The following is a 17,234-nucleotide window of genomic DNA, read 5'->3' on the forward strand; positions in this document are numbered from 1 at the left end:
CTTGTTGAGCATCGCATGCCCGCCGTTCGGACCGTGCAACGCGATGCCCGCCATAAAACAAATGTGCCCGGAGGGCCGTGAGGCCCGCCAGGCGTAGGGGTGATCCGCTGTTCCGGCAGTGAAGCAACGGATCCGGGCCGGCCGCGCCGCGCGCTGCGCGCGGCGCGGGTTCGACACCAACCCGGCTCAGTCCTTCTTCACTTCCTTGAAGTCGGCATCGACGACATCGTCGGCCGCTTGCGCGCCGCTGTGCGCCGCGCCTTCCGCCGCGCTCGCCGCACCTGCCGCGCCGGCCTGCTGCGCCTGCATGTCGGCATACATCTTCTCGCCGAGCTTCTGCGAGGCCGTCGCCACCGCTTCGATCTTCGCGTCAAGCGTCGCCTTGTCGCTCGACGTGTTCTTCAGCACATCCTCGAGCTCCTTCAGCGCGGCTTCGATCTTGTCCTTCTCGCCCGCGTCCAGCTTGTCGCCGTACTCGGTCAGCGCCTTCTTCGTGCTGTGGACCAGCGCGTCGCCCTGATTGCGCGAATCGGCCAGCTCGCGCAGCTTGTGATCTTCCGCCGCGTTCGCTTCCGCATCCTTGATCATCTGGTCGATCTCGGCTTCGGACAGGCCCGAGTTCGCCTTGATCGTGATCTTGTTTTCCTTGCCGGTGGCCTTGTCCTTCGCACCCACGTGCAGAATGCCGTTCGCGTCGATGTCGAAGGTCACTTCGATCTGCGGCGTGCCGCGCGGTGCGGGCGGAATGCCTTCCAGGTTGAACTCGCCGAGCAGCTTGTTGCCCGCCGCCATTTCGCGTTCGCCCTGGAACACCTTGATCGTCACGGCGCCCTGATTGTCGTCCGCGGTCGAATACACTTGCGCGTGCTTGGTCGGGATCGTCGTGTTCTTGTTGATCATCTTCGTCATCACGCCGCCGAGCGTCTCGATGCCGAGCGACAGCGGGGTCACGTCGAGCAGCAGCACGTCCTTGCGGTCGCCCGACAGCACCTGGCCCTGGATCGCGGCGCCCACGGCCACGGCTTCGTCCGGGTTCACGTCGCGGCGCGGATCCTTGCCGAAGAATTCCTTCACCTTCTCCAGCACCTTCGGCATGCGGGTCTGGCCGCCCACCAGGATCACGTCGTCGATGTCCGACACCTTGACGCCCGCATCCTTGATCGCGATGCGGCACGGCTCGATGGTACGCTCGACCAGTTCCTCGACCAGCGCTTCCAGCTTGGCGCGCGTGATCTTCAGGTTCAAGTGCTTCGGACCCGATGCGTCGGCCGTGATGTACGGCAGGTTGATTTCGGTCTGCTGGCCCGACGAGAGTTCGATCTTCGCCTTTTCAGCGGCTTCCTTCAGGCGCTGCAGCGCGAGCACGTCCTTCGACAGGTCGACGCCCTGCTCCTTCTTGAACTCGCCGATGATGTAATCGATGATGCGCTGGTCGAAGTCTTCACCGCCCAGGAACGTATCGCCGTTGGTCGACAGCACTTCGAACTGCATTTCGCCGTCGACGTCCGCGATCTCGATGATCGACACGTCGAACGTGCCGCCGCCGAGGTCGTACACCGCGATCTTGCGGTCGCCCTTCTCGGCCTTGTCGAGACCGAACGCGAGCGCGGCGGCCGTCGGTTCGTTGATGATCCGCTTCACTTCGAGGCCGGCGATGCGGCCCGCGTCCTTCGTTGCCTGGCGCTGGCTGTCGTTGAAGTACGCCGGCACCGTGATCACGGCTTCCGTGACCGGCTCGCCGAGGTAGTCTTCGGCGGTCTTCTTCATCTTGCGCAGCACTTCGGCCGAGACCTGCGGCGGCGCGAGCTTCTCGCCGTGCGCCTCGACCCAGGCGTCGCCGTTGTCGGCCTTGATGATCGCGTAGGGCATCAGGCCGATGTCCTTCTGCACTTCCTTCTCTTCGAAGCGGCGGCCGATCAGGCGCTTCACCGCGAACAGCGTGTTGCGCGGATTGGTCACCGATTGACGCTTGGCAGGCGCACCCACGAGGACTTCGTTGTCGTCCATGTAGGCGATGATCGACGGCGTGGTGCGCGCGCCTTCCGAGTTCTCGATGACCTTGACCTGATTGCCTTCCATCACGGCCACGCACGAGTTCGTGGTGCCGAGGTCAATACCGATGATCTTTCCCATGTCACTAATCTCCAGAAATCCTTGATCGCTGCGGAAAACCGGCGTTTTTACCCGATTTCCCACGCCAAATTCAACTCTGCACTCGAAATAAGTGCTGCCGCGCCGTTTTCAAGACCCTGAAAGCGATGCGGCTATTAATTTTTTTCAATCGCCGCCGGCCGGTGAGCCGGACGCCGCGATCTTCGCGCGCGCCGCCGCGACGGCGGCCTCGAACTGACCCAGGCCATGCCAGCCGGTAGCCCGGCCGAGCCGCTTGCCGCCATGGAAGAAAAACCACGTGGGCACGCCGTGCAGCACGAAGCGCCGGCTCAGCGCGCGGTGTTCGTAGACGTTGCTATGGAACCATTTCAGCCCGAGCGCACGGATCGCGTCCGGCTGCGCAAGCATCGCCTTCTTCGCGATCTCGCAGTTGAAACAGTCGAGGCCCCAGAAAAAGACCACCGCGAGCGCATCACCGGCGGTTTCCAGCCCGGCGTCGAAATCCTCCGCGCCCAGCGCCTGCATGTCGAACACCGAGAACGCCGTCGCGTCGACGCCCACGCCCGCCATCGCGGCGTTACTTCGGCTGCGCGACGGTCACGAGCGCCGGACGCAGCACCCGGTCGGCGATCGTGTAGCCCTTCTGCAGCACGGTGACGACCGTATTCGGCTCCTGCTCGGCCGGCACCATCGAGATCGCCTGATGCCGGTGCGGGTCGAATTTCTCGCCGACCGGGTTCAGCGCCGTGACGCGTCCCTTGTCGAGCGCGCTTTGCAGCTGGCGCAAGGTCAGTTCGACACCTTCGCGCACCTTGACCAGGTCGCCCGACGTATCGCCGAGGGCCGCTTCGAGACTGTCGAGCACCGGCAGCAGGTTTTCCGCGAAGCTTTCGATCGCGAACTTGTGAGCCTTCGACACATCGTCCTGGGCGCGGCGGCGCACGTTATCGGTTTCGGCCTTCGCCCGCAGGAAGCTTTCCTGCAGCTCGGCGACCTTGGCTTGAGCCTCGGCGAGCGCAGTGTCGGCTGCCGGCGCCGCCGCTTCGGCGGCCGCCGCGTCGCGGCCGATGTCGTCGGCCGGTTGGCCCGCCGGGTTCTCTTGCGTGTTTTCCATGTCGCTGAAAGTCGTTTTAGAGGTTAAAGCCAAAGCGGCGGCCGGATTCGCGGGATTTCCCCCGCGTGCCGGACACCGCACAACAAAGGTACAAATAAGGCCCAAATCAATAATTTCAAGAGGGTCTTTAGCCGATCCGCGCCCTCTTCGCGGGCAACGGCGCGACGCGCCGGTGCCGGTCTCGGTCAGCCGCCTCGCGGCCCGAGTCCAGGCCGAAATGGCCTGTAACAACCCTTACGTGTGGGCCACTAGCTCGGGGATGGCGCCTGCACTACACTCCAGTCAGGTGATTCGAGCACAGGTTTACCCTAAGCCGACAATCGCCTGACATCGACCTTAGGCCCCGTTTTCACCCGTCTTCTTGAGGGGAGTACCGTGAAACTGACCTTTGCCATATCGGTGGTCGCGCTGGTACTCATTGCTGGCACCACGACCATCTGCTTGTCCGGCGCCGTGACCGAGCGCACGACCGAGTACGGGAGTGCGCGGGCCACGTTCGACCAGATGTTCAGCTCCCACCCGAAAATTTGTCGATAGTGCGGCGGTCGCGCTTCGTCGGCCGCCCATGCAACTGGGCCGCCGGCTCGCGAAAATGCCGGCGACGCTCCTGCTCCGCCAGCCGCCGCTCCCTTCCCTCCGCCGTTTCCGCATAAAGCGTCTGAGCCACGCTGGCCGGCCCTCGCACGTCGCACACGCCGAGTACGTCGATCTGCCAGACCGCGGTCTCGATCGTAATGTCGACCCGGTCGCCGACGCGTACCTCCTTCGCCGGCTTGACGGCCGCGCCGCCAATCCGCACCCGGCCCTTGTCGACGGCATCGGCCGCGAGCGAGCGGGTCTTGAAGAAGCGCGCGGCCCATAGCCACTTGTCGATGCGCAGCCGCGCACCCGGTTCGGTCGAGATCGGGCGGTTCATCACGGTCAGGACACGGTTTCCGGCACCGTTGCCGCGCGCACCGGCCAACCCTGCAGGTTTTCCGCGACGATTTCGCCCAGCGCCGCCACCCACGCGGGCGATGCGTTCAGGCACGGAATCCGGTGAAACGCCTTGCCGCCGGCATGCAGGAACGCGTCGCGCACTTCCATGCCGATTTCCTCGATCGTTTCGAGGCAATCGGCGGTGAAGCCCGGGCAGAACACGTCCGCGCGGCGCACGCCGGCCGCGCCCAGCTCCTTCAGCGTCGGTTCGGTATACGGCTGCAGCCACTCCGCCTTGCCGAAACGCGACTGGAACGTCACCCGGCATTCGATCGAGCCCAGCTCGAGCGCCGCCATCAATAGCGCGGCCGTCTGCTGGCACTGGTCATGGTAGGGATCGCCGAGATCGAGCGTGCGCTTCGGCACGCCGTGGAAACTGAGCACCAGCTTGTCGCCCGCCGCGAAATCGGGCCGCCCATGCGCCGCCCAGTACTGGCGGACCTGCTCGGCAAGCGCGTGAATGTAGGCGGGGTGATCCGCGTAGTGGCGGACCGTGCGCACCTCGAGCTGGTTGCGCATCCGTCCGAGCGCGGCGAACGCCGCATCGAACGCGGTGGCGGTGGTCGACGACGAATACTGCGGGTACATCGGCATCAGCAGCACCCGCTCGGCACCCGCCCGCTTGAGCTGAGAGAGCACCGTGCCGATGTCCGGCGTGCCGTAGCGCATCGCGTAGTCGACCATCACCTGATAGCCGTTCGCGGCGAACAGCGGCCGCACGCCTTCCACCTGGCGCTCGGTGTTGACGCGCAGCGGCGAGCCCTCGGGCGTCCACACCGCCGCATATTTCTTCGCCGAGGTCCGGCCGCGCAGCGGCAGGATCAACACGCGCAGGATCACCTGCCAGACCGCCTGGGGAATCTCGACGACGCGCGGATCGGACAGAAACTGCGCGAGATAGCGGCGCACCGCGCGCGGCGTCGGCTGGTCGGGCGTGCCGAGATTGATCAGCAACACCGCGACGCGATGGGCCGCGGCGGCGTGCGAAGGCGGTTCGAGGTCAAAACGCATGAGGAAAGCGTGCCTGGGCACCGAATCGAACGAGTCTCATTATAGCGGGGCCGCCAGGACAGGACAGTCGGCCGTTCGGCGGATGGCGCCCGCGCACGGGCGGCGGCAAGATGATGAACGGCCGGCGCTTACTGCTGGCTCAGCGTCAGCGACAGCAGCCGGGCGGTGATGTCGACGATCGGGATCACCCGGTTGTAGGCCATCCGCGTCGGGCCGATCACCCCGAGCGTGCCGACGATCTGGCCGTTGACCTCGTAGGGCGCCGTCACGACGCTCATTTCCTCGATCGGCACGAGCGTCGACTCCCCGCCGATGAAGATCTGCACGCCCTGGGCGTGGCTCGACACGTCGAGCAACTGCAGGAGGCTGGTTTTTTGGTCGAACACGTCGAACAGCTTGCGCAGCCGCGCCATGTCGGACGACAGGTCCGCCACTTCGAGCAGGTTGCGCTCGCCGGAAATCAGCACCGTGTCCTGATCGTCGGTCGCCTCGGTGCTCGCGGTGACGGCCGCGTGCATCAGCGCGGTCATGTCGCCGCGCAACTGGTCGATTTCCTCGCGCAGCCGGCGCCGCACCTCGTCGAACGACAGTCCGGCGAAGTGCGCATTGATGTAGTTCGAGGCCTCGGTGAGCTGCGACGGGCTGTAGTCGCGCTGGGTGGCCATCATCCGGTTCTGCACGTCGCCTTCCGGCGTCACGATGATGAGCAGAATCCGCTTGTCCGACAGGCGCATGAATTCGACCTGCTTGAACACGTGGCTGCGGCGCGGCGTCAGCACGACCCCGGCGAACTGCGACAGGTTCGACAGGACGCTGGCCGCGGCGGCCACCACCCGCTGCTGCGGTTCGCCCGCCTGCAGCGTGGTCTGCACGAGCCGGGTGACGGCGGCGGCGTCGATCGGCATCTCGACCGTCAGCATCGTGTCGACGAACAGCCGGTAGCCGCGCGGGGTGGGCACGCGGCCCGCCGACGTGTGCGGGCTGGACACCAGGCCCAGCTCCTCGAGGTCGGACATCACGTTGCGGATCGTCGCCGGGCTCAGCTCCAGGCCGGAATAGCGCGACAGCGTGCGCGAGCCGACCGGCTGACCGTCGGCGATATACCGTTCGATCAGGGTTTTGAGGAGGGTTCGTGCGCGCGGATCTAGCATGGGGAAAAATTTTAGCTCAACCGGGCCGCGCCCGCGAGCTTCACCGCAATCCGGCCGATCCGGACCATCCGCCGCCCCGGGTCGACGAGCGGTTCTTTTCGTCATCGAGCTATGGTGTAATGCCGGCATGAAAACCGGTAATCAGTTCCATACGGTCGCGCTCGTCGGGCGCAGCAATACCCCCGGCATCGCCGAACCGCTCGCCACGCTGGCCGCCTGCGTCGCCAAGCGCGGCTTCGAGGTCGTGTTCGAGGCGGATACCGCGGCTGGAATCGGTATCACCGGCTATCCGGCGCTCACGCCTGCCGAAATCGGCGCGCGGGCGGACGTCGCGGTGGTGCTGGGCGGCGACGGCACGATGCTCGGCATCGGCCGGCAGCTCGCCCCCTACCGCACGCCGCTGATCGGCATCAACCACGGCCGGCTCGGCTTCATCACCGACATTTCAGCATCCGACATGCAGGAGCTCGTGCCGATGATGCTCGCGGGCAGCTTCGAGCGCGAGGAGCGCTCGCTGCTGGAATCCCGGATCATGCGCGACGGCGAACCGATCTATCACGCGCTCGCGTTCAACGACGTGGTCGTCAACCGCAGCGGCTTCTCCGGGATGGCCGAACTACGGGTATCGGTGGACGGCCGCTTCATGTACAACCAGCGCTCGGACGGCCTGATCGTCGCGACGCCGACCGGCTCGACCGCCTATGCGCTGTCGTCGTCCGGTCCGATCCTGCATCCTCAACTGCAGGGCATCGTGCTCGTGCCGATCGCCCCGCACGCGCTGTCGAACCGGCCGATCGTGCTGCCGGACGACTCCCGGGTGCGCATCCAGATCATCGCCGGGCGCGACGTCAACGTGAATTTCGACATGCAGTCGTTCACCGCGCTCGAGCTGAACGACACGATCGAGGTGCGCCGCTCGAAGCACACGGTGCCGTTCCTGCACCCGATCGGCTACAGCTATTACGCGACCCTGCGCAAAAAGCTGCACTGGAACGAACACCCGTCGCTCGACGACGATCCGGTGTCCTGACGCCCTCTCTCGCCTACCGTCCATGCTCCGTCATCTCTCGATCCGCGACTTCGTCATCGTCGCCGCGCTCGACCTCGAATTCGACAGCGGTTTCACCGTCTTTTCCGGCGAGACCGGCGCGGGCAAATCGATCCTGATCGATGCGCTCGCCCTCGCGCTCGGCGAACGCGCCGACGCCAGCGTCGTGCGCACCGGCTGCACGCGCGCCGACATCAGCGCCGAATTCACGCCCTACGACCGGGTCGCGCGCTGGCTCGACGAGCATGCGTTCGACGCCGACGATACCGTCATGCTGCGCCGCGTGGTGGATGCGAACGGCCGGTCCCGCGCGTTCATCAACGGCACCAGCGCGACGCTCGCGCAATTGCGCGAGGTGGGCGAAATGCTGGTCGACATCCACGGCCAGCACGCGCACCAGTTGCTGATGCGTCCCGACGCGCAGCGCGAGCTGTTCGACACCCACTCGGGCCTCGCCGCCGACGCGGCCACGGTCGCGCGCGGCTGGCGCGCGTGGCGCGACGCCACCCAGGCGATCGAAACCGCGCAGGCGCACGAGCGGGAGCTGCAGCTCGAACGCGAAAAGCTCGCGTGGCAGCTCGCCGAACTCGACAAGCTCGCGCCGCAGCCCGGTGAATGGGAAGAGATCGGCACCGAACACAAGCGCCTGTCGCATTCGGCGAACCTGATCGACGGCGTGCGGGGCGCGCTCGACGCGCTGTCGGAGTCCGACGAGGCCATGCTCACGCAACTGGGCGCGATCGTCTCGAAGCTGCGCGGCCTCGCCGAATACGACCCCGCGCTGAACGACGCGCTCGCGTCGCTCGAGCCCGCCGAGATCCAGCTGCAGGAGGCGTCGTACTCGCTGTCGCACTACGCGCAGCGGCTCGAACTGGATCCCGCGCGGCTCGCCCAGGTCGAAACGCGCCTCGATGCGCTTCATTCCACGGCCCGCAAGTTCCGCCTGCCGCCCGAGACGCTGCCCGTCGAACACGCCGCGCGCCGCGCGCAGCTCGCCGCGCTCGACGCGGCCGCCGATCTCGGCGCGCTGGAAGCCGCGGCTGCCAAGGCGAAGGACGCGTATCTCGTCGATGCGAAACGCCTGTCCAAGGCGCGCGCGCAAGCCGCGAAGGCGCTCGGCGCGGCGGTAACGACCGGCATGCAGGAATTGTCGATGGCGGGCGGCAGCTTCGAGGTCGCGCTGACGCCCCTGCCGGAAGGCGGCGCGCACGGGCTCGAGCAGATCGAGTTCCGCGTGGCCGGCCACGCGGGCGTACCGCTGCGGCCGCTCGCGAAAGTCGCGTCGGGCGGGGAGCTAGCGCGGATCAGCCTGGCGCTCGCGGTGATCGCGAGTGCGGCCAGCCCGACGCCGACCCTGATCTTCGACGAGGTCGACACGGGCATCGGCGGCGGCGTCGCCGAAGTGGTCGGCCGGCTCCTGCACCAGCTCGGCCGCATGCGGCAGGTGCTGTGCGTCACTCACTTGCCCCAGGTCGCCGCGCGCGGCGACCAGCACTTCCAGGTCGCGAAGGCGCAGGACCCGCAGGGCGGCACCGTGTCGAACGTCATGCCCCTCGACAAGGCGAACCGGATCGAGGAAGTCGCGCGGATGCTCGGCGGACTCGAAATCACCGCCACCACCCGCAAGCACGCGAAAGAGATGCTGGCGGCCTGACGCAAGGCGCCGGAGCCGGTCGCCCGGCCCGCCGCCCGCTCAACCGAACACCCGCTCCCACAGCGCGATCACCGCCGCGCGCTCGGCCGCCACCCGTTGCGGCTCGACCCGCGCCTTCTCCATGCCGTCGAGCCGCAGCCGGTGCTGCAGCTTCCGGTAGATCCGGTACGCGGCGCCGACCGTCTCGGCCTCCGCCTCGCTCATCAGCCCGAAGTGCGCGACTTCGCGCAGCAGCGCGATGTTGCCGGTGTTGCGGATCATCTCCGGGTGCCGCTGCGCGTGCAGCAGCACCCAGTACTGAACCACGAACTCGATGTCGACCATTCCGCCGCGATCGTGCTTCAGGTCGAACAGATCGGTCCGATTCGGATGTCCGGCGAGCACCTTGCCGCGCATCTCGACGATCTCCTTCGCGAGCACCGCCGCGTCGCGCGGCGTCGTCAGCACCTGCACGCGAATCGCCTCGAACGCCGCGCCGATCTGCGCATCGCCCGCGCTGTAGCGCGCGCGGGTGAGCGCCTGATGCTCCCAGACCCAGGCGGTGTTGGCGGCATCGCCTTCGCGCAGCTGATAGCGCCTGAACGCATCGAGATCCGTCACGAGCAGGCCGGCCTCGCCGTTCGGCCGCAGCCGCAGGTCGATGTCGAACAGCGCGCCCGCGCCCGTGGCGGTCGTGAGCCACGTGATCAGACGCCGGGTGAAGGTCGTGTACACGTCGGCCGCCCGCTCGTCGGGGTCGTCGTAGAGGAAGATCAGATCGAGATCGGACGCGTAGCCGAGTTCCTTGCCGCCCAGCTTGCCGTACGCGATCGCCGCGAAGCGCGGCACGTCGCGGTGGCGCTTCGCGAGCTGCGACCAGACCACTTCGATCGTCACGTCGAGCACTGCATCGGCGAGCTCGGAAAGCCGGTCGCTCACATGCTCGACCGACAGCTTGCCGGCGAGGTCGATCAGCAGGATCCGGAATACTTCGGCATGCTGCGCGTGACGCAGCAGATCCATCTGCTGTTCCGCGCCGTCGGCCGCAGCCAGCCGCACGCGCAGCGCGTCCTTGAACGCCGGCCAGTCGAACGGGCTCGCGATCGCCTCGTCGTCGAGCAGTTCGTCGAGCAGCTGCGGATGCCGGATCAGATAGCCGCCGCCCCAGCGCGTCGCGCCCAGCACCGACAGCACGCGCTCGAGCGCGGCCGGATACTCGGTCAGCAGCGCGAGATACACGCCGCGGCGGCTCACGGTCTCGAGCAGGTCGAACAGCCGCACGACGGTTTCATCGCGATGCGCGGCGTCGATCCGCGGCGCGGCCTCGAGCGCGCGCTGCGCGACCCGGTCGAAGCGGTGGCGGCTTTTTTCCGGCAGCCCGGTATAGCGGGACGACTGCCACACCGCCCTGAGCCGCGCGAGCACCGCGGCCGGATCGGCGAAGCCGAGCCCCGCGAGCCGCGCCGCCAGCGCGTCGTCGGTGCTGTCGTCGCCCAGCGCGCTGCTCCAGATCCAGGCCGCCGCGCCGTCCTCGGCCGAACCGCACGCGTGTTCGCCGCCCGCCTTGTCGGCGAAGATCTGATCGAACTGCGCTTCGACGAAGCCGCGATGCCGGTCCAGCTCCCGCATCAGCGCCCCGTAATCGGCGAAGCCGAGCGACGCCGCGAGCGCCGCGCGATCGGTCGGATCGACCGGCATCGCGTGCGTCTGCGCATCGTTGCGGTACTGGAGCCGGTGTTCGAGCACGCGCAGGAAGCGGTACGCGTCGGTCAGGCCCGCGCGGACCTCCTCGGCGATCAGGCCGCGCGCTTGCGCATGCCTGAGCACCGCGAGCGTCGGGCGGATCCGGAAACCCGCGTCCTGGCCGCCGCGAATCAGCTGGAATACCTGCGCGCTGAATTCGATCTCGCGGATGCCGCCGCGGCCGAGCTTGATGTCGTCGGCCTTGTCGGGCCGCATCGACGCGCGCCGCTGCGCCTCCTGGCGGATCTGCAGATGCAGCGACCGGATCGCGCCGATCACGCCGAAATCGAGGTAGCGCCGGTAGACGAACGGCTTGACGATCCCGTCGAGCTGCTTCGCGAGGCGCCGGGCCGCGTCGCTGTCGTGCTCGGACACGAGCCGCCCCTTGATCCACGCGTAGCGCTCCCACTCCCGGCCCTGTACGTAGAAGTATTCCTCGAGCATCCCGATGCTGCAGACGAGCGGCCCCGAATCGCCGTTCGGCCGCAGCCGCATGTCGACGCGGAACACGTAACCGTCGCCCGTCACCTCCGACAGCACGCCGATCAGCCGCCGCCCGAGCCGGGTGAAGAAATCCTGGGTCGCGATCGGCGCGCGGCTGCCGCCCGCCGTGTCGCCGTCGTCCTCGTAGACGAAGATCAGGTCGATATCGGACGACACGTTGAGTTCGCGCCCGCCCAGCTTGCCCATGCCGACCACGCCGAGCGCGAGGCGTTCGCCCGACGGGCCGCGCGGCTCGCCGTAGAGCGTCTCCAGGTCCGCCGACAGGAGCGCCAGCGAACGCTGCACCGCCACTTCGGCCAGTTCCGTCATCGCGCCGGTAACCTCCGCGACGTCGGCGCGCCCCGCCAGATCGCGCTCCGCGACCGCGCCGAACACCTCGATGCGCAGCTGCCGCAACGCCTTTTTCAGCGTGTCCTCGGACGGCGGCGCGCCCGCGGCGGCCAGCAGCCCGGACAGGCGTTCGTCCAGCAGCGCCCGCGTGACGGGCGCGGCCGCCCAGGCGGCGATCTGTCCGGCCAGCGCCGGGCGGGCCGCGACGGCGCGGGCAAGGTAATGAGAATAGGACGTGCAGAGGCGGGACGAAACGTCGGTCATGGAAAAGCGCTGCGCGAGGGAAAGGCGCCGGACGCGCGGCCCGGCGCGGCCTCCGCGCCCGCCCAGCGCCAGCCGGCCGGACAGCCCGCGCCGACAGCCCTCGAACGGCCGCCCGCACGGACCCCTGTGATACATTTCAACGTCAGTTCGCAAAACTACCATATCGCCGCCCCTTCGCCGCATGTCCGACCCCCAGGAATCCGCCGCACCGCCCGAAGCCGGACCTCCGCGACACGATCACCCGGTTCTGCGTCGCGTGTTCAAGGGGGTGCTGGCGATCGGGATTGCCGCCTATTTCGTGTCGGCGGGCCTGTTCCTCGGACTGCGCTACCTGCTGCTGCCCCGGGTCGACGAATTCCGGCCCCGAATCGAAAGCTTCGTCTCGCAAAAACTCCACGCCGACGTCCGGATCGGCCGGCTCGCGCCGTCCTGGTCCGGCCTGCAGCCGGGAGTCGAGGTCAGCCGCCTGACGATCCGCGGCCGCGACGGCCAGTTGGCGCTCTCGGTGCCGCATGCGAGCGCCGCGCTGTCCTGGCGCTCGCTGCTGCGGCTGTCCCCGACGCTGTCGAGCCTGATCGTCGACGAACCCGACCTGCTGACGGAACGCAAGGCGGACGGCTCGCTGTTCGTCGCGGGGGTCGCGGTGCCCACCACCCGCAGCGGCGACGACACCTTCAGCACCTGGCTCCTCAAGCAGGAGGCGATCGTGCTGCGCGGCGGCACGCTGCGCTGGCGCGACGCGCAGCACGCCGCGCCCGAGCTCGCGCTCACCGGCATCCGCGCGGCAGTCCTGAACGACGGGCTGACCCACCGGATCGCCCTGCAGGCGCCGGCGAACGGCACCCTGTTCCTCGGTCCGCTCGATTTCCGCGCCCGCTTCACCCACAAGCCGCTCGCGCCGATCGGCAAGCCGGCGAACTGGACCGGCGACGCGTACGTGTCGACCGGCCCCGTCGATCTGCCGACGCTCGCGCGCTACACCAATATCCAGCTGACCGCGTACGCGGGCCGCATCGACAACGCGATCTGGGCCAACTTCAAGAACGGCCATCTGACGGGCGCACGCGGCAACCTGCACGGCTACGACATCGCGCTGCGGGTGCGCCCGACCCAGCCGCGCCTCGACATCCCGGTCACCCGCTTCGGCTGGGACCTCGCGATCGATCCGAAGCGCGACTACACGCTGCACCTGTCGCACCTGCACGCGGAACTCGGCCAGCCCCCGCTCGACGACGGCACGCCGCTGTCCCGCTCGCTCGCGCTGTCGACGCTGACCGCCCGCTACCGGGTGCCGAGCGTCGATCGCGGCCAGTTGCTGAGCGTCAAGGGCGACCAGGTCGATCTCGGCATCCTCGCCGAATTCATCCGCGGCCTGCCGCTCCCCGCGCGGCTGCGCAACGAACTCGTGCGGTTCGATCCGCGCGGGCTCGTCGCGAACTACGACATGGAAGTCGAGCGAGCCAAGCCGGCGAGCGGCGAACTCGCGGGCGAGGAGCAGCAAAACGGCGTCGCGCCGATCATCCGCTACCGTTTCCGGGGCGACCTGCAGGGCATCAGCGTCGAAGCGCAGGAGCCGCCGCCGGGGCTGTCGGTCCACGGCCATCCGCGCGCCGGGATTCCCGGCGTCGAGAACCTGTGGGGCCACGTCGATGCGGACGAACGGCAGGGCACGGCGAGCATCGACACCGTCAACGCGGCCGTCACCGTGCCGGGCGTGTTCGACGAGCCCCGGCTCGCGTTCGACCGCCTGCGCGGCCGCGCGAACTGGACCATCGCGCACGTCGACGGCGAACCGCATGCGCGCGTCGAGGTCGCGGTGCCCGAATTCCATGTCGAGAATCCCGACGCGGCGATCGCGGTCGCCGGCACCTATACGAACCCCGGCCACGGCCGCGGCTCGCTCGACCTGAAGGCCGAATTCGAGCGCGCCGCCGTCGCGCGCATCGCCCGCTACCTGCCGACCAGCCTGTCGGACCATCTGCGCCTGTATCTCGGCCATGCGCTGCAGGCGGGCCAGGTGAAGCGCGGCGCGACGATCGTCGCGAAAGGCCCGCTCGAGACCTTCCCCTACGAGCACGACCCGAAGGCGGGCATGTTCCATATCGTCGCGCCGTTTACCGGCGGCCGGTTCGAGCCGACGCCGCAGCCGCTGCACCTGCTCGCGAACGGCACGCCCAACGTATGGCCCGCGCTCGACGGCATCGACGGCGTGTTCGAGCTGGAACAGAACCGGCTGCGCTTCGACATCGACCGCGCACGCTACAAGGGCATCGCACTCGACAAGGTAAGCGGCAAGATCGCCGACCTGGGCAACCCGACCCACGCGCCGCTCGTGATCGAAGGCCGCGCGCACGGCCCGCTCGCCGACCTGCTCGACTACGCGAACCGCAGCGCGATCGGCGGAATGACCGGCCACCTCGGCGACAAGGTGCGCGCGCAGGGGCCCGCGACGCTCGCGCTCAAGCTCACGATCCCACAGCACACCCTGCACCCGCACACCGATGTCGAAGGCACCATCGGACTCGCCGGCAACACGCTCGAAAGCGACGGCGTGCCGCCGTTGTCGCGCCTGCGCGGCAATGTGCGCTTCACGCAGCACACCCTCGCGGTCGATCGCCTGACGGGCCGCTTCCTCGGCGGCGACCTGCGGGCGAGCGGTTCGCTCGCACCGACCGGCCGCTACGCGTTCGACGTCGACGGCCGGATCGCCGTCGACGCCGCGCGCGGCCACAACCTGCACGGCCCGACCGCCGCGCTGCTCGAGCGCGTCGTCGGCGACGCGCCCTACCGGCTTTCCGTGCGCGGCGAAAAGGGCGGCCTCCCCGACATCACGGCCAGCTCCGACCTGACCGGCATCGCGCTCAACTTTCCCGAACCCCTCGCCAAACCCGCGGGCACGCCGATGCCGTTCAGCTTCACGTTCGGACCGCAGCGCCAGGCCGACGGCAAGACGCTCGAACATGCCGACCTGAAGCTCGGCCCGATCGGCGCGACCTACCTGCTCGACATTCCGCGCGGCGGGCCGGTCAGCGCGGTGCGCGGCGCGGTCGGGATGAACCGGATGCCCGACCTGCCGCAGGAAGGGGTGACGGCCGCGGTCGACGTGCCCGAGCTCGACGCCGACGCATGGCAAACGTTCGCAAAGACGTTCCACGCGTCGCCGAAAACACAGGAGCCCCAGCCGGGCGGCGAGCGCATCGATCTCGCGAGCTTCGTGCCGAAGCGCTTCGCGCTGCATTTCGGTTCGCTCAAGCTGCTCAAGCGCAACTGGGAAAACGTGATCGTCGGGGCGTCGCACGTCGACGATCTGTGGCAGGCGAACATCGCGTCGAACCAGGTGTCGGGCTACCTGTCGTGGGCGCCGGGCGGCGGCCACAACGGCGCGGGCGTGCTGAACGCCCGGCTCGCGAAGCTCGTGATTCCGGACAGCGCGCAGCATGACCTGGTCGGCCGCGCGATGGACCTGCCGACGCCCACCGACCGCGCGATGCCGTCGATCGATCTGGTCGTCGACGAGGTGGTCGCGCGCGGCCACGATATCGGCCGGCTGGAAGTCAACGCGCACAACTACGACGAACACGGCATCCCGGTGTGGGCGCTCGACAAGCTCGAACTGTCGAACCCGGCGGCCAAGCTCACCGCCACCGCGAACTGGCGCACGTCGCGCCGCGCACTCGCGCACGGCGTCGAGGAGGACGAGGCGCCGCGCCGCACCGTATTCGACTTCAAGCTCGACATCGACAATGCGGGCGCGCTGCTCGATCGCGTCGGCCTGCCGCGCACCGTCGCCGACGGCCGGGGCACGCTCACGGGCAAGGTCGGCTGGCGCGGCGGTCCGACCGCCATCGACTACCCGACGCTCGACGGCACGCTCACGCTCGACCTGCGGCACGGCCAGATCCTGAAGGTCGATCCGGGCGCGGCGAAGCTGCTCGGCGTGCTGAGCCTGCAAAGTCTCGCGCGCTTTCTGACGCTCGATTTCCGCGACGTGATCGGCAAGGGCCTGCCGTTCGAGACGATCACCGGCACCGGCCATATCAAGAACGGAACCGCCCGCACCAGCGACTTCGAGATGACCACCGCCCCCGCGAAAGTGACGCTCACGGGCGCCGTCGATCTCGCGCAAGAAACCCAGGACCTGCACGCGCACGTCGCGCCGAAGGTCAGCGCCGGCGCGGCGGCGATCGCGGCCGCGGTGATCAACCCGCTGCTCGGCCTCGGCGTGCTGGCCGCCGACCTCGCGCTGTCGCAGACGTTGTCGCACGCACTCGCGATGAACTACGCGATCACGGGTTCGTGGGCGCATCCGCATATCGAGCGGGTCGGCAACGATCGCGGTAAGATGGACCACGACCACGCGCCCGCCGATGCGGCGGGCCATTGATCCGGCCGCTCCTGGGCTCGCACCCTTTTTTCAGGCAACCGAATTTGCAATGACCGACCGATCCGCCTTAGCCACGCCCTTTCGGGTCGCCGCGCTGCAGATGGTCAGCACGCCCGAAGTCGCCGCCAACCTGGCCGAAGCCGGCCGGTTGATCGGCGAGGCGGCCGACGGCGGCGCGCAGCTCGTGCTCCTGCCCGAATATTTCTGCTTCATGGGGTTCAAGGACACCGACAAGCTCGCGCTCGCCGAGCCCTACCAGGACGGCCCGATCCAGCGCTTTCTCGCCGAGGCCGCCGCGCGCCACGGTATCTGGGTCATCGGCGGCACGCTGCCGCTCAAGGCGCCCGAACCGTCGCGCGTGCTGAACACCACGCTGGTGTTCGACCCGCAGGGCCGCGAAGCGGCCCGCTACGACAAGATCCACCTGTTCAATTTCGAAAAAGGCGACGAGTCGTTTGACGAAGCGCGCACGATTCGCCCCGGCGACGCCGTGCGCGGCTTCGACGCGCCGTTCGGCCGGGTCGGGCTGTCGGTCTGCTACGATCTGCGCTTTCCGGAGCTGTACCGCCAGCTGGGCGACTGCGCGCTGATCGTCGTACCGTCGGCCTTCACGTACACCACCGGCCGCGCGCACTGGGAAATGCTGCTGCGCGCGCGGGCGGTCGAGAACCAATGCTACGTGCTCGCCGCCGCCCAGGGCGGCAAGCACGACAACGGCCGCCGAACCTGGGGGCACAGCATGCTGATCGACCCGTGGGGCGAGGTGGTCGCGGTCCGCGACGAAGGCCCCGGCGTCGTGAGCGGCGAACTCGATGCGGCCCGCATCGCCGACGTGCGGCAGAGCCTGCCCGCATGGCGGCACCGGGTGCTGGCCTGAAACCGGCCCGCCCCGCTTGAAACCCGGCCGCCGCGATCCATCTATACAGTCAGTACAGCACGCCCGATCAACGTATTTAGATAGA

11 protein-coding genes are annotated in these 17,234 nt (G+C 68.5%); 4 read left to right on the forward strand and 7 right to left on the reverse strand.

What is annotated here, in order from left to right:
* Window positions 1–186: 186 nt before the first annotated feature.
* The 6 genes from dnaK to hrcA form a co-directional block, all read right to left on the reverse strand.
* Entirely contained in the window at window positions 187–2,133 is a 1,947-nt protein-coding gene (gene dnaK / locus RZR99_RS21630; protein WP_323121819.1) for a molecular chaperone DnaK, read from the reverse strand.
* A 144-nt stretch (window positions 2,134–2,277) separates the two neighbouring features.
* Complete coding sequence (locus tag RZR99_RS21635) at window positions 2,278–2,682, reverse strand: thioredoxin family protein (RefSeq protein WP_323121820.1); 405 nt, start codon at window positions 2,680–2,682, stop codon at window positions 2,278–2,280.
* Between the two features lie 7 nt (window positions 2,683–2,689).
* Window positions 2,690–3,226, reverse strand: coding sequence for a nucleotide exchange factor GrpE (grpE, locus tag RZR99_RS21640; RefSeq protein WP_323121821.1), 537 nt, complete (start codon window positions 3,224–3,226; stop codon window positions 2,690–2,692).
* A 508-nt stretch (window positions 3,227–3,734) separates the two neighbouring features.
* Entirely contained in the window at window positions 3,735–4,142 is a 408-nt protein-coding gene (locus tag RZR99_RS21645; protein ID WP_323121859.1) for an RNA-binding S4 domain-containing protein, read from the reverse strand.
* A 5-nt stretch (window positions 4,143–4,147) separates the two neighbouring features.
* On the reverse strand, window positions 4,148–5,215 hold the full coding sequence (gene hemH, locus RZR99_RS21650; RefSeq protein ID WP_323121822.1) for a ferrochelatase: 1,068 nt from the start codon (window positions 5,213–5,215) through the stop codon (window positions 4,148–4,150).
* Window positions 5,216–5,343: 128 nt separating this feature from the next.
* Entirely contained in the window at window positions 5,344–6,366 is a 1,023-nt protein-coding gene (gene hrcA / locus RZR99_RS21655) for a heat-inducible transcriptional repressor HrcA (RefSeq protein WP_323121823.1), read from the reverse strand.
* Window positions 6,367–6,493: 127 nt separating this feature from the next.
* Here hrcA and RZR99_RS21660 point away from each other — a divergent pair, with 127 nt between their 5' ends.
* The gene (locus RZR99_RS21660) at window positions 6,494–7,396 is read left to right on the forward strand and encodes an NAD kinase (protein WP_323121824.1); all 903 of its coding nucleotides are present in this window, start codon (window positions 6,494–6,496) and stop codon (window positions 7,394–7,396) included.
* Between the two features lie 22 nt (window positions 7,397–7,418).
* Window positions 7,419–9,068, forward strand: coding sequence for a DNA repair protein RecN (gene recN / locus RZR99_RS21665; RefSeq protein WP_323121825.1), 1,650 nt, complete (start codon window positions 7,419–7,421; stop codon window positions 9,066–9,068).
* A 39-nt stretch (window positions 9,069–9,107) separates the two neighbouring features.
* On the opposite strand, the gene glnE is transcribed toward recN, so the two are convergent.
* Window positions 9,108–11,888, reverse strand: coding sequence for a bifunctional [glutamate--ammonia ligase]-adenylyl-L-tyrosine phosphorylase/[glutamate--ammonia-ligase] adenylyltransferase (glnE, locus tag RZR99_RS21670; RefSeq protein ID WP_323121826.1), 2,781 nt, complete (start codon window positions 11,886–11,888; stop codon window positions 9,108–9,110).
* A 181-nt stretch (window positions 11,889–12,069) separates the two neighbouring features.
* Here glnE and RZR99_RS21675 point away from each other — a divergent pair, with 181 nt between their 5' ends.
* Together RZR99_RS21675 and RZR99_RS21680 are read left to right on the forward strand one after the other, a co-directional pair.
* Entirely contained in the window at window positions 12,070–16,272 is a 4,203-nt protein-coding gene (locus tag RZR99_RS21675; RefSeq protein ID WP_323121827.1) for a YhdP family protein, read from the forward strand.
* A 49-nt stretch (window positions 16,273–16,321) separates the two neighbouring features.
* Window positions 16,322–17,149: a carbon-nitrogen hydrolase family protein gene (locus RZR99_RS21680; protein ID WP_323121828.1), complete on the forward strand. Its 828-nt coding sequence runs from the start codon at window positions 16,322–16,324 to the stop codon at window positions 17,147–17,149.
* The last annotated feature ends 85 nt before the right edge of the window (window positions 17,150–17,234 follow it).

Origin of the sequence: Burkholderia alba, from assembly GCF_034721475.1 — a bacterium.
Lineage (GTDB): Bacteria > Pseudomonadota > Gammaproteobacteria > Burkholderiales > Burkholderiaceae > Burkholderia > Burkholderia alba.

Excerpts from the sequence above, each read along its gene's own strand:
- dnaK (WP_323121819.1), bottom strand. The coding sequence starts at position 2,133 with ATGGGAAAGATCATCGGTATTGACCTCGGCACCACGAACTCGTGCGTG.
- RZR99_RS21635 (WP_323121820.1), bottom strand. The coding sequence starts at position 2,682 with ATGGCGGGCGTGGGCGTCGACGCGACGGCGTTCTCGGTGTTCGACATG.
- grpE (WP_323121821.1), bottom strand. The coding sequence starts at position 3,226 with ATGGAAAACACGCAAGAGAACCCGGCGGGCCAACCGGCCGACGACATC.
- RZR99_RS21645 (WP_323121859.1), bottom strand. The coding sequence starts at position 4,142 with ATGAACCGCCCGATCTCGACCGAACCGGGTGCGCGGCTGCGCATCGAC.
- hemH (WP_323121822.1), bottom strand. The coding sequence starts at position 5,215 with ATGCGTTTTGACCTCGAACCGCCTTCGCACGCCGCCGCGGCCCATCGC.
- hrcA (WP_323121823.1), bottom strand. The coding sequence starts at position 6,366 with ATGCTAGATCCGCGCGCACGAACCCTCCTCAAAACCCTGATCGAACGG.
- RZR99_RS21660 (WP_323121824.1), top strand. The coding sequence starts at position 6,494 with ATGAAAACCGGTAATCAGTTCCATACGGTCGCGCTCGTCGGGCGCAGC.
- recN (WP_323121825.1), top strand. The coding sequence starts at position 7,419 with ATGCTCCGTCATCTCTCGATCCGCGACTTCGTCATCGTCGCCGCGCTC.
- glnE (WP_323121826.1), bottom strand. The coding sequence starts at position 11,888 with ATGACCGACGTTTCGTCCCGCCTCTGCACGTCCTATTCTCATTACCTT.
- RZR99_RS21675 (WP_323121827.1), top strand. The coding sequence starts at position 12,070 with ATGTCCGACCCCCAGGAATCCGCCGCACCGCCCGAAGCCGGACCTCCG.
- RZR99_RS21680 (WP_323121828.1), top strand. The coding sequence starts at position 16,322 with ATGACCGACCGATCCGCCTTAGCCACGCCCTTTCGGGTCGCCGCGCTG.